This is a genomic window from uncultured Roseobacter sp., from assembly GCF_947495025.1.
Taxonomy (GTDB): domain Bacteria; phylum Pseudomonadota; class Alphaproteobacteria; order Rhodobacterales; family Rhodobacteraceae; genus Roseobacter.
This window is the reverse complement of the sequence record NZ_CANLXG010000004.1, coordinates 85,073-96,865: the sequence shown is the minus strand read 5'-3', so window position 1 is coordinate 96,865 and position 11,793 is coordinate 85,073. Positions and strand designations below refer to the sequence as shown.

Annotated in this window: 11 protein-coding genes; 5 read left to right on the top strand and 6 right to left on the bottom strand. The window is 59.6% G+C overall.

What is annotated here, in order from left to right:
* Positions 1 to 13: 13 nt before the first annotated feature.
* The 3 genes from mrdA to Q0792_RS17915 are packed head-to-tail and all read left to right on the top strand — an operon-like array spanning position 14 to position 4,034.
* Positions 14 to 1,957: a penicillin-binding protein 2 gene (gene mrdA, locus Q0792_RS17925; protein WP_298844060.1), complete on the top strand. Its 1,944-nt coding sequence runs from the start codon at positions 14 to 16 to the stop codon at positions 1,955 to 1,957.
* On the top strand, positions 1,954 to 3,093 hold the full coding sequence (rodA, locus tag Q0792_RS17920; protein WP_298844058.1) for a rod shape-determining protein RodA: 1,140 nt from the start codon (positions 1,954 to 1,956) through the stop codon (positions 3,091 to 3,093). Before mrdA ends, rodA begins: the two co-directional genes overlap by 4 nt.
* An 8-nt stretch (positions 3,094 to 3,101) precedes the next feature.
* Positions 3,102 to 4,034, top strand: coding sequence for a glyoxylate/hydroxypyruvate reductase A (locus tag Q0792_RS17915; RefSeq protein WP_298844055.1), 933 nt, complete (start codon positions 3,102 to 3,104; stop codon positions 4,032 to 4,034).
* 8 nt (positions 4,035 to 4,042) lie between these two features.
* On the opposite strand, the gene Q0792_RS17910 is transcribed toward Q0792_RS17915, so the two are convergent.
* The 6 genes from Q0792_RS17910 to Q0792_RS17885 form a co-directional block, all read right to left on the bottom strand.
* Positions 4,043 to 6,058 carry a M3 family metallopeptidase gene (locus Q0792_RS17910; protein ID WP_298844053.1) on the bottom strand — a complete coding sequence of 672 codons (2,016 nt, stop codon included), beginning with the start codon at positions 6,056 to 6,058 and terminating at the stop codon, positions 4,043 to 4,045.
* A 77-nt stretch (positions 6,059 to 6,135) separates the two neighbouring features.
* Complete coding sequence (locus Q0792_RS17905; protein ID WP_298844051.1) at positions 6,136 to 7,185, bottom strand: molybdopterin-synthase adenylyltransferase MoeB; 1,050 nt, start codon at positions 7,183 to 7,185, stop codon at positions 6,136 to 6,138.
* Complete coding sequence (gene dut / locus Q0792_RS17900) at positions 7,185 to 7,637, bottom strand: dUTP diphosphatase (RefSeq protein WP_298844049.1); 453 nt, start codon at positions 7,635 to 7,637, stop codon at positions 7,185 to 7,187. Before dut ends, Q0792_RS17905 begins: the two co-directional genes overlap by 1 nt.
* Positions 7,638 to 7,648: 11 nt before the next feature.
* Positions 7,649 to 8,851, bottom strand: coding sequence for a bifunctional phosphopantothenoylcysteine decarboxylase/phosphopantothenate--cysteine ligase CoaBC (gene coaBC / locus Q0792_RS17895; protein ID WP_298844387.1), 1,203 nt, complete (start codon positions 8,849 to 8,851; stop codon positions 7,649 to 7,651).
* A 72-nt stretch (positions 8,852 to 8,923) separates the two neighbouring features.
* Positions 8,924 to 9,700: a ChaN family lipoprotein gene (locus Q0792_RS17890; protein WP_298844048.1), complete on the bottom strand. Its 777-nt coding sequence runs from the start codon at positions 9,698 to 9,700 to the stop codon at positions 8,924 to 8,926.
* A complete protein-coding gene (locus tag Q0792_RS17885) occupies positions 9,697 to 10,575 on the bottom strand; it encodes an RNA polymerase factor sigma-32 (protein WP_298844046.1) in 879 nt (292 codons plus the stop codon). Before Q0792_RS17885 ends, Q0792_RS17890 begins: the two co-directional genes overlap by 4 nt.
* Before the next feature lie 19 nt (positions 10,576 to 10,594).
* Between Q0792_RS17885 and cobU the strand changes: the two genes are divergently transcribed.
* Entirely contained in the window at positions 10,595 to 11,194 is a 600-nt protein-coding gene (cobU, locus tag Q0792_RS17880; RefSeq protein ID WP_367276785.1) for a bifunctional adenosylcobinamide kinase/adenosylcobinamide-phosphate guanylyltransferase, read from the top strand.
* Positions 11,191 to 11,772: a histidine phosphatase family protein gene (locus tag Q0792_RS17875; protein ID WP_298844042.1), complete on the top strand. Its 582-nt coding sequence runs from the start codon at positions 11,191 to 11,193 to the stop codon at positions 11,770 to 11,772. Before cobU ends, Q0792_RS17875 begins: the two co-directional genes overlap by 4 nt.
* Positions 11,773 to 11,793 lie beyond the last annotated feature (21 nt).

Genomic DNA, 11,793 nt, shown 5'->3' with positions numbered 1-11,793 from the left:
GCGGAGGAACGACATGAAAAAGACAAGGGCGGAAAATGATATCAGCCACCGCAGGTTGTCCCGCCGGGCTGCACTTCTGGGCGGTGCCCAGCTGCTGTTTGTCGGCGGGCTCGCGGCGCGGATGCAGTACCTGCAGGTCGATCAGGCGGATCAGTTCCGCCTTCTTGCTGAGGAAAACAGGATCAACATCCGGCTTATACCACCATCCCGGGGTGAGGTTTTTGACCGCAACGGCCTGAGCCTTGCGCGCAATGCCCCCTCTTACCGGATTGTCATCGTCCGCGAAGATGCAGGTGATGTGGACGCAGTGCTCAACCGGCTGTCCCAGATCATCAGCCTTGATCAGGAAACCATCACGCGCGTCAAGGACGAGATGCGTCGTTCGGCTCCCTTCCTGCCGGTGACAATCGCCTCGGACGTCACATGGGACGACATCAGTCGGGTCTCCGTGAACGCCCCTGCCCTTCCGGGTATCACCCCAGAGGTAGGTCTGAGCCGCGTTTACCCCCAGGGGTCCGATTTCGCGCATGTCCTGGGCTATGTCGGCCCGGTTTCAGACTACGATCTGTCCAAAATCGAAGACCCGGAGCCGGTGCTCATGATCCCGCGGTTTCAGATCGGCAAAGTGGGCGTTGAAACCAAGCTGGAACCCCTTTTAAGAGGCAAAGCAGGTGCCAAACGTGTTGAAGTAAACGCAACCGGGCGGGTCATGAGAGAACTGGACCGCAGAGAAGGCATCCCCGGTTCTGACCTCCAGCTGACCATTGATGCAAAGCTCCAGGGATACGTGCAGGCACGCCTTGATGGTGAAAGTGCAAGTGCTGTGGTCATGGACTGCGACACCGGGGACCTTGTGGCCTGCTCATCCGCACCGACGTTCGATCCGAACCTGTTTGTGCGCGGGATCTCGTCAAAAGACTACAGCGAACTGACCGCGAACAAGTATCGCCCGCTGGCCAGTAAAACCGTGCAGGGTGTGTATCCGCCGGGCTCGACATTCAAAATGATCACCGCCATGGCCGCTCTCGAAGACGGCCTGATCGGTCCGGATGACACCGCTTATTGCCCCGGACATCTGGAAGTGTCCGGACGCCGCTTTCACTGCTGGAAACGTGCAGGTCATGGCTGGGTCGATCTGGAAACATCCCTGAAACGGTCCTGCGACGTGTATTACTACGACCTCGCCGTAAAGGTCGGTATCGAACGCATTTCTGATATGGCGCGCAAATTCGGTCTGGGCATCAAGCACGACGTGCCGATGTCAGCCGTGGCCAAGGGCCTGGCACCCAATATGGAGTGGAAAGCCCAGACCTACGGCCAGAGCTGGCGGGTTGGAGATACCGTGAATGTCTCTATCGGGCAGGGTTTCATGCTGGCGTCCCCGATGCAGCTCGCCGTTATGACCGCACGGATTGCCACCGGGCGGTCTGTCGAGCCGCGGCTGATCAAATCCATTGACGGTGTGGAGGAACCTGTCCGCGGCGGCGAACCCATGGGGCTGAACGAAAACAACCTGCGGAAAATGCGCAAGGCGATGTTTGAGGTGGTCAATGACCGTCGGGGAACAGCCTATGGCTCACGCATTATCGAGGAAGAGATGCGCATGGCCGGCAAGACCGGCACCAGCCAGGTCCGTAATATTACCGCCGCAGAACGCCGCGCGGGCGTTATCCGCAATGAGGATCTGCCGTGGGAACGCCGGGACCACGCGCTGTTTGTAAACTTCGCGCCTTATGACAACCCAAGGTATGCGGTGGCAGTGATCGTGGAACACGGCGGTGGTGGCTCAAAGGCAGCTGCCCCGATCGCGCGTGACATCACTCTGCAGGCACTTTACGGCGGGCCGCCCCCGGTGGAGGCCTATCCTGCCAAGGACCGTGAACGCATTACAGAACAGCAGGAACGGTTGCGGGATGCACAGCCCCAGGTATCAGTACCCGGGAAGGATCAGGCATGAGTTATCTTGAGTATGCCGTCAAAACTGCACCAACCGGTTTTCGCAAGATTTTCCACCTGAACTGGGCGGTTGCTCTGTTGCTGGCCTCAGTGGCAGGCGTCGGGTTCCTCATGCTCTATTCCGTGGCAGGCGGATCGTTTACCCCCTGGGCAGAGCCGCAGATGAAGCGTTTTGTTGTCGGGTTCGTGATGATGATCATGGTTGCCATGATCCCGATTTGGTTCTGGCGCAGCCTCTCGGGCCTCGCCTATCTCGGCACCCTCGTTCTGCTGGTTGCCGTCGAGCTTTTTGGCACAGTTGGTATGGGTGCACAGCGCTGGATTGATCTGGGATTTATGCGCCTGCAGCCATCAGAGCTGATGAAAATAACGCTCGTGATGTTACTTGCCGCCTATTACGACTGGTTGCCGGCCAGGCGTACTTCGCACCCGTTCTGGGTGCTCATTCCGGTCATTCTGATTATCATTCCCGTGCTCCTTGTTCTGCGGCAGCCTGATCTCGGGACGTCGATCCTGTTGCTGGCAGCAGGGGGCGGTCTGATGTTCCTGGCAGGTGTGCACTGGGCCTATTTCGGGGCGGTTATCGCCAGTGGCATTGGTCTGGTGACAGCGGTATTTCAGTCGCGTGGTACGACCTGGCAGCTGCTCAAGGATTACCAGTACCGGCGCATCGACACATTTCTGGATCCGAGTTCCGACCCGCTGGGGGCGGGATATCACATTACGCAATCCAAGATTGCGCTGGGCTCCGGCGGCTGGACGGGCCGTGGCTTCATGCAGGGCACGCAAAGCCGGCTCAACTTTCTTCCTGAAAAACATACCGACTTTATCTTCACCACTCTGGCCGAGGAATTCGGGTTCGTCGGTGGCCTGTCACTGCTTGGCCTTTATGCGCTGATTATCCTTTTCTGTGTCTGGTCGGCACTGACCAACAAAGACCGGTTTTCATCATTGCTGACACTGGGTATCGCGCTCAACTTCTTCCTGTTTTTCGCGGTCAATATGTCCATGGTGATGGGCCTTGCACCTGTCGTCGGTGTGCCACTGCCGCTCGTCAGCTTCGGCGGCTCTGCCATGCTGGTGCTGCTGCTCGCCTTTGGCCTGATGCAGAGTGCCCACGTCCACCGCCCAAGATAGGAACCGTCATGCCGATCAACGTGCTTTTTGCGGCCACGCCGGAACGGTGGGCCACATATGAACCTGCACTGCGCAGAGCCTTCGGGGGTGCAGGGCTCAATGTCTATCTGGCACAGGAAATTCCGGCTGATGACGTCGATTATATCGTTTATGCGCCAAACTCCGAACTGCAGGACTTCACGCCCTACACCCGTACAAAGGCGGTTCTGAACCTCTGGGCCGGTGTCGAGGCGATTGTGGGCAACACGACGCTGACACAGCCGCTGGCGCGCATGGTTGACCCCGGTATGACCCGCTCGATGACCGAATGGGTGACGGGACACGTTCTGCGGCACCACCTTGGCATGGACAGACACATCCTCGACCAGAGCGGCGACTGGACGCCGGTGGTACCCCCACTGGCAGAGGAACGCCGTGTCTGTGTTCTGGGTCTCGGAGAGCTGGGAACTTCTGTCGCGCGCACCCTGCAGTCGCTGCGGTTCAGCGTCTCCGGATGGAGCCGCAGCCCGAAAGACGTCGCCGGTATAAACACCTTTCACGGCGATGCCGGGCTGGACGATGCGCTGCGCCAGGCCGAAATACTGGTGCTGCTTCTGCCCGACACACCTGCCACGCACAACACCCTTGATGCCCGGCGTCTGGCGCTGATGCCACGCGGTGCATTCGTCATTAACCCCGGGCGGGGACCGCTGATTGATGACGATGCCCTGCTGGCAGCCCTCGACAGCGGGCAGATCGCGCATGCAACACTCGACGTGTTCCGCGTCGAACCGCTTCCTGCGGATCACCCCTACTGGGCGCATCCGCGTGTCACGGTGACACCACATATCGCCGCAGAAACGCGCGCAAAAACAGCCTCGGAAGTCATCGCAGAAAACATTCGTCGCGGTGAGGCCGGCGAGCCTTTTCTTTATCTTGTGGACCGGTCGCTGGGATACTGATCTGCTCGCTATCCGGTGGCCAGCCCTCGACCTTTGAGCAGTGCCTCCACGCCTGGCAGACGCCCCCGGAACGCCGTATAAAGCTCCGCCGCATCCCGGCTGCCGCCGGCAGACAGGATATGCTTTTCAAGTGAGGCAGCTTTTTCTGCATCGAAAGCAGACCCGGCCTCTTCAAAAGCGGCGAAGGCATCTGCATCCATGACCTCGGACCACATGTAACTGTAGTATCCGCTGCTGTATCCATCGCCGGCAAAGACATGCGCGAAATGCGGCGTGGCGTGCCGCATGGTGATGGCCGGGGGCATGCCGAGATCATCCAGAATCTCGCGCTGTTTCTGCATCGGATCAGCCGGTGCCGATCCGTCGTGAAATTCCAGATCGACAAGGGCCGAAGCAACATATTCCACCGTCTGAAACCCCATGTCGAAGTTCGCAGCGCCCAGAACTTTTTCGAGCATTTCCGCGGGCATCGGTTCGCCGGTTTCCGCATGTGTTGCGTATTCTCTCAGCACTTCGGGCACCTCTAGCCAGTGCTCGTAAAGCTGACTGGGCAGTTCGACAAAGTCACGCGCAACAGATGTGCCCGACACGCTTTCATAGGTCACATCAGACAGCATCTGATGCAGCGCATGGCCGAACTCATGAAACAACGTGCGCGCGTCGTCATAGGACAGCAGCGCCGGGTCGCCTTTGGCAAAATTGCACACATTTATGACGACGGGCCTCTGAACGTCCGGAAAGCGCGCCTGCGAGCGCATCGCCGAACACCAGGCCCCCGACCGTTTTGAACCGCGGGCGAAGTAATCGCCGATGAAAACGGCAATATGTTTTCCGTTCCGTGTCACATCCCAAGCGCGACAGTCGGGGTGATAGAGCGGGACATCAAGTGCCCTGAATTCAAGACCAAAGAGCCGCGACGCGCAGGCAAAAGAGGCTTCGATCATTCTGTCCAGCTGGAAATACGGCTTCAGCGCAGCTTCATCCAGGTCGTGCTCGGCGGACCTGCGTTTTTCTGCGTAATACCGCCAGTCCCAGGGCGCGAGGGCATCGTTGATCCCGTCCGCCTGCATCATGGCGGTCAGTATCTGTGCATCCGCCTCGGCCTGCGCCCGCGCAGGTGCCCAGACCTGCATCAGCAGATCGCGCACAGCATCAGGCGTTTTGGCCATCTCTGTTTCAAGCTTATAGGCCGCGAAACTCTCGTATCCCAGTAACCGGGCACGCTCTTCGCGCAGGCGCAGAATTTCGGCAGCGATTGCGCGGTTATCTGTATCACCACCATTTGCACCGCGCGCAGCCCAGGCCTGAAAAGCTTTCTTCCGCAGGTCTCGCCGGGGTGAAAACTGCAGGAACGGTACGATCAGTGACCGCGACAGCGTCACAACCGGGCCATCCGATCCCTTTTCGACGCCCGCAGCCCGGGCCGCGTCCACAACAAACCCCGGCAGACCGTCGAGATCGTCCTCCTCCAGCGGCATGAACCACTCCCGCTCATCGGCGAGCAGGTTCTGCGTGAAGCCGGTGCCCAGCACCGCAAGACGCGCCTTGATCTCTTTCATGCGCTCGTCCGCCTGACCGGTCAGTGCTGCACCCGCGCGCACGAACCCACGATGCGTCAGCATCAGCACCCGGGCCTGCTCATCCGTCAGCTCAAGGGTATCGCGCTGCTCCCAGACAGCAGCGACACGGGCAAACAGCCGCTTGTTTCCGGAGATTTCGGAGAAGTGCGCGGATAACATCGGCGAGAATTTTCGCTGCAGCTCCTCGCGTGCCGGGTTGCTGTCCGCACCGGCCACCGTAAAGAAAACCGACAGCACACGGTCCAGATCCCGACCTGCTGCTTCCAGTGCTTCAATCGTATTGGCGAAATCCGGGGCTTTCGGCGCATCTGCGATGGCGTCCGTTTCGGCTTTGTGAGCAGCCAGAGCCTTTTCCAGAGCTGGCTCGAAATCGGCGTCGCTGATCTGATCAAAGGGCGCAATCTGAAACGGTGTTGACCATTCCTGGAGCAGGGCATTGGGCATCGGCATTCTCCTTTGGAGTGTAAGCTAAGTCCCGCGGGCCTCCCCGACAACCGGCAGACGGGAAATGTTCGCAGCGATCAGGCGTGACCACAGACCGGGCAATCAGGCCGCCGCTTCACAACAATCTGACGGCTCTCGCCGTAAAGCGCATCATAGATCAGCATCTGACCGCGCAGCGGCGTTCCCGCGCCCGTGATCAGCTTGATGGCTTCGACCGCCATCATCGACCCGATCACGCCCGGCAAGGGACCGATCACGCCGGCCTCGGCGCAGGATGGCGCAAGCTCCGGCGCAGGTGCCTCGTCGAAAATGCAGCGATAACAGGGGGCGTCACGGCCGGGATCAAACACGCTGAGCTGGCCTTCCCACTGGCTGAGCGCACCCGACACCAGCGGGATGCCCGCGGCAACGGCTGTTTCGTTCACCAGATAGCGCGTCTGGAAATTATCCGTGCCGTCCAGCACAAGATCATATTCTGCAAAAAGTTCCGCCGCGATGTCCGCTGTCAGCCGCCGGTGGTAGGGCCGCACCGTGACAAAGGGGTTCTGTGCCTGCATTTCGCCCTGGGCTGAAAACACCTTGGGCGTGCCGATTGATGCATCCTTGTGGATCACCTGGCGCTGAAGATTGGCATTTTCGACAAGGTCATCATCGACAACGCCAATGGTGCCAACACCCGCGGCCGCCAGGTACTGCAGAGCGGGTGCTCCAAGGCCGCCCGCACCGATGATCAGCACACGCGCCTCTTTAAGCTGCTTTTGGCCCGGCCCACCGATCTCTCGCAGTACGATGTGCCGCGCATACCTGTTCAGCTCTGTTTCACTGAACAGCGGCGCGGGGCCATTGGCCTGCCCTTTTTCCTGTTTGGTAACCTCTGCGCGGCTCCGCAGACGGCGCAAGACCTGCCGGTAGGCAAAGGAAATTATGGCGAAGCCACCAACGATCAGCCACAGCGCGGGGCTTTCACCAGTTGCCATCCTGAGCGGATGCCCGTCGGGCAGGACAAGGTGAAGCGCCAGAACGGCAACATAGAGTAACCCGATCATACTGGCGCGCGCTGATTTCGGCGCACCCATCAGATGGCCGATCCCCCAGAGGACCGCGGCCAGTAAAAGAACCAGAACCATCAGCTTCCTCCGGTCGAGCCGAAACCGCCGGCACCCCGCGCAGTTTCAGAAAGCGTATCGGTGACCGCAAACGTTGCCTGCACGACCGGCGCGACAACCATCTGTGCGATGCGCATGCCATGCGTGATTTCCACCGCAGCCTCGCCTGCGTTCATCACAATAACGCCCAGTTCTCCACGATAATCACTGTCGATGGTACCAGGGCTGTTCGGCAGGGTGAGACCGTGGCGCAGCGCCAGCCCAGACCGGGCGCGCACCTGTACTTCGAACCCCGCAGGGATTTCCATGCGAAGTCCGGTCGGAATGAGCTTGCGCGCGCCCGGTTCCAGCGCGACAGCCCCCTGCGGCAGGCAGGCCCGCAGGTCTGCACCCGCAGCACCCGGTGTTTCATAGGCTGGCAGTCCAAGCGCTGCAGCTTCCTGAGAGGCGAACGTGATCCTGATCTCTGTCACCGAATGCCCCTTCAAGAGCCCGCAACCAGCGCAGAAACGATGCGATCTGCCAGCCGCCCGGCAACTGCATTCTTGTCCATTCGCGGCCAGCTTTCCACACCGGCTTCGTCAATCACCGTGACCGCGTTTTCCTGTCCGCCCATGATCCCGGTCCCCGGCGACACGTCGTTGGCCACGATCCAGTCACATCCTTTTCTCAGGCGCTTGGCAGCCGCGTTTTTCAGCACGTCGTCCGTCTCTGCAGCAAAACCGATCACGAGGCCCGGCCGATTTTTTTCCAGCGCAGACGTCTCACGCAGAATGTCAGGGTTCTCAGCGAATTCCAGAACCGGCACTCCGCCACTGGATTTTTTCAGTTTGGTGTCGCTGGCCTGTGCCATGCGCCAGTCAGCTACAGCAGCCGCGAAAATGGCGGCGTCCGCGGGAAGCGCCGACGCGACCGCTTTCTGCATTTCCAGGGCTGTAGTGACCCGGATGACTCTGGCACCTTCGGGTGGTGGCACATCCGCCGGGCCGGTCACGAAAGTAACCGAAGCGCCCCGCATCACAAGCGCCTGTGCAATTGCTGTCCCCTGCGCCCCGGACGAGCGGTTCGCGATGTAGCGTACCGGATCAATCGGCTCGTGCGTCGGACCGGATGTGACAAGTATGTGCTTTCCGGTCAGAGGACCCTCTGTGAGATGGCCGGCAATCGCCGCCACAATGTCCAGAGGTTCCGCCATCCGTCCGGGTCCGTATTCACCGCAGGCCATATCGCCTTCTTCCGGGCCGACAACTGAAACACCGTCAGCACGCAGTTGCGCAACGTTGCGCCGGGTCGCGGCGTGTTCCCACATACGGACATTCATCGCAGGTGCAATCATCACCGGCGTATCCGTCGCCAGCAAAAGGGTTGTCGCCAGATCGTCGGCAAGCCCGCCCGCCATCCGGGCCATCAGGTTGGCCGTCGCCGGTGCCACGACAACCAGATCAGCGACCCTGCTGAGCTGAATATGCCCCATTTCGGCCTCGTCGGTGAGATCAAAGAGGTCACGATAAACCCGTGTGCCCGCAAGAGCCGACACCGACAGCGGGGTGACAAACTGCTCTGCTGCCTCAGTGACAACCGGTGTTACGGTCGCGCCCCGTTCGCGCAGGCGTCGGATCAGGTCCAGCGATTTGAACGCCGCGATACCACCACCGACGATCAGCAGAATGTGTTTCCCGGCCAGCATAAGACGCCTGTTCATGATTTCTGTCTGCGCGACCTTAAAACGGCAGACACGGGACCACCAGCCCTGCGTCCGTTATTGAAACGCGGTACAGGGATCGTCCCGTTCAACCGCAGGAGCTGTCGTGATCCGGTCAAAGGTCCCCGCGGGTGGCGGCGATCCCTCCTCGCCCTGACCCAGCACCAGGATGGCGGCGGCGGGCTTTACCCGCTGCAGATAAACGGCCATGCCCCGGTCACGACGTGCGTGACCATTGCCGGTAATGACCACCACCGGGCCGCCGGTCAACTCCAGCGCCCGTACCGTCTGCTGAGCAAGGCGCGCGTCCCGCAGGCGCTGGAAGTCTACCATAAAGGGCAGCAGTTCTTCGGGAAGCGCATCGCAGTGTGCTGCCATCTGATCCGCTTCGCGTGCCGACTGTTCGAACTCCGGCAGGGGATCATTCAGACCATATGCGCCGGCGCCGATACCAAAGGCAAATGCGATGCCCTTTTCGCGCACCAGCCGCGCTTCAGCCCGCGGTACACCGGCTCCAAATATACGGGCATCCGGTGCTGCGGCAAAAATCGGATAGTACATCGAGAACGGTGGCCAGCCTGAGTTCTGCCAGTCGAACATATTTTCCAGGGTTGTGGCGTCTGCGCCGGGAACATGGCGCGCGGCCTGCTCCCGGGTGAGCATTTCGAAGACGATCGCACCGGGTGCAACCTCGGCTACGATTTCAGCCTGTCTTTCATGGTGATGTGGGTTGTCATGATACTCCCCGATGACAATGACATCGCCGACAAATGAGCCCGCTGCCAGAGGCAACGGGCTGATCAGAAAAAGCAGAAGGTTTCTGAAAAACCTCATGCGAGGAAGTGGAACACTTCTTTTGACTGACCTTCGAGTGATTTGCGCATCTTGCCGAATGCAGCAGCCTCGAGCTGACGTACCCGTTCTTTGCTGAGTTTCAGCTCCTGACCAAGGCTTTCGAGTGTCCGGGGCGATTCACGCAGTTTGCGTTCGCGGACAATGAAACGCTCACGATCGTTGAGATCGTTCATCGCCTGCAACAACCAGGCGCGCAGTTGTTCAGTGTCATGCGCGTGTTCGACCGTTTCGGCTGCCTGAACACTGTCATCTTCAAGGGCGTCAATCCACTCGCGGCCTTCATCCTCGGTGGATTGTGTGGCGTTCAGCGAATAGTCAGAGCCGGACAGCCGGCCTTCCATCATCTCAACATCGTGCAGCGGCACGCCGATCTCGGTCGAGATCATCTGACGCAGCTGATGACGGTCCAGCGTTTCGCCGGCGGCGGCGCTTTCGCGCTCTAGCCGGGCCTGAACACGCCGCATGTTGAAGAACAGCGATTTCTGCGAAGACGTTGAACCGGTGCGGACCATGGACCAGTTCCGCATCACATAGTCCTGAATGGATGCCTTGATCCACCAGACAGCATAGGTGGAGAATCTGACGCCGCGATCCGGATCGAACTTGTCAGCGGCTTTCATAAGCCCGAGACCTGCTTCCTGAATCAGGTCGTTCATCGGCGCGCCGTAGCGTTTGAACTTGGATGCCATTGAGATGGCGAGCCGCATGTAGGCTGTGATCAGTCTGTGCAGCGACGCCTCGCAGCGCTCATCGCGCCAGGCGTACGCCAGTCGGAGTTCCGTTTCCGCGTCGAGCAGTTCTGCTTTCATCGCCCTGCGCGAAAGTGACATATCTCTTGCCGAGTCCAAAGCCATAGCGACATCTCCCAGTCAGATGAAGCACACCTTGCCGTGTACAATTGATATAGATACGCACCATACATGCGATTGGTTCACCGCAAAGGTTTATAAAATGTTGCCAAAACTGAGTTTCGTTCTAGGCGGCGCCGCATCCGGCAAGTCGGTATGGGCAGAAAACCTTTTGTTAACCAGTGGTTTAGAACCTGTTTACCTTGCCACATCCCGGATTTTTGATGACGAAATAAAAATGCGGGTGGACGCTCATAAATCGCGCAGATGTGAAGACTGGCGCAATTTTGAGCAAGATATTTACCCGGGGCAGGCACTTTCCACGCTGCGGGAGACTCAGGCAGTCCTGATTGACTGCGCAACCATGTGGCTCACGAACGTCCTTCTGGATGAAATGGACATCGCCGCTGAAAAGGCCCGCCTGCTGGACGATATCAGGATCTGCGCGGCACCGGTTGTGATCGTATCCAATGAGGTCGGGCACGGAATTGTTCCTGACAACGCGCTGGCCCGACAGTTTCGCGAGGAACAGGGCCGGCTGAACATCGCTCTGGCAGAAGCATCTGATCTGGCCGTTTTGGTCACAGCAGGTCTGCCGCAGGTTCTGAAAGGATCTTTGCCGTGACCACCTGGCACTGGGTACGCCATGGCCCCACGCATCAGAAAGCTTTCGTTGGTTGGCGTGATGTCCCCGCTGATCTGTCGGACACTGCACAGATTGCCAGGCTGCGTGCGCATCTGCCCGCAGAGGCTCTGCTTGTATCTTCAGATCTGGTGCGGGCGACTGCCACGGCCGATGCGGTTTCCGGAGACGGCCACCGCCGTTTGCCACACGAACCTGATCTTCGTGAAATACACTTTGGCGCCTGGGACGGTATGCACTTCAGCGATGTCGCCGCCCGCGATCCCGAGCTGAGCCGGTTGTTCTGGGAGCAGCCCGGTGATATCAGCGCCCCGGAAGGTGAAAGCTGGAACCGTACATCCCTGCGCGTTGAAAAAGTCGTGCAACGCATCAGTGCAGAATTTCCGGGCAAGCACATCATAGCGGTCGCGCATTTCGGTGTCATTCTGACCCAGTTGCAAAGAGCGCTGCAGGTCGCGCCCTACGATACTCTGGCGCAGCCGATCGACAATCTGTCTGTTACCAGTATTACCCGCGAGGGCGGTAACGGGATTGCAGGTGTTATCAATCACCTTCCGTGATCGCATTCCTCACAATTGACC

Bases quoted from the DNA above. Each gene is read 5' to 3' on its own strand.
- mrdA (WP_298844060.1), top strand. From the start codon at position 14: ATGAAAAAGACAAGGGCGGAAAATGATATCAGCCACCGCAGGTTGTCC.
- rodA (WP_298844058.1), top strand. From the start codon at position 1,954: ATGAGTTATCTTGAGTATGCCGTCAAAACTGCACCAACCGGTTTTCGC.
- Q0792_RS17915 (WP_298844055.1), top strand. From the start codon at position 3,102: ATGCCGATCAACGTGCTTTTTGCGGCCACGCCGGAACGGTGGGCCACA.
- Q0792_RS17910 (WP_298844053.1), bottom strand. From the start codon at position 6,058: ATGCCCAATGCCCTGCTCCAGGAATGGTCAACACCGTTTCAGATTGCG.
- Q0792_RS17905 (WP_298844051.1), bottom strand. From the start codon at position 7,185: ATGGTTCTGGTTCTTTTACTGGCCGCGGTCCTCTGGGGGATCGGCCAT.
- coaBC (WP_298844387.1), bottom strand. From the start codon at position 8,851: ATGCTGGCCGGGAAACACATTCTGCTGATCGTCGGTGGTGGTATCGCG.
- Q0792_RS17890 (WP_298844048.1), bottom strand. From the start codon at position 9,700: ATGAGGTTTTTCAGAAACCTTCTGCTTTTTCTGATCAGCCCGTTGCCT.
- Q0792_RS17885 (WP_298844046.1), bottom strand. From the start codon at position 10,575: ATGGCTTTGGACTCGGCAAGAGATATGTCACTTTCGCGCAGGGCGATG.
- cobU (WP_367276785.1), top strand. From the start codon at position 10,595: ATGAAGCACACCTTGCCGTGTACAATTGATATAGATACGCACCATACA.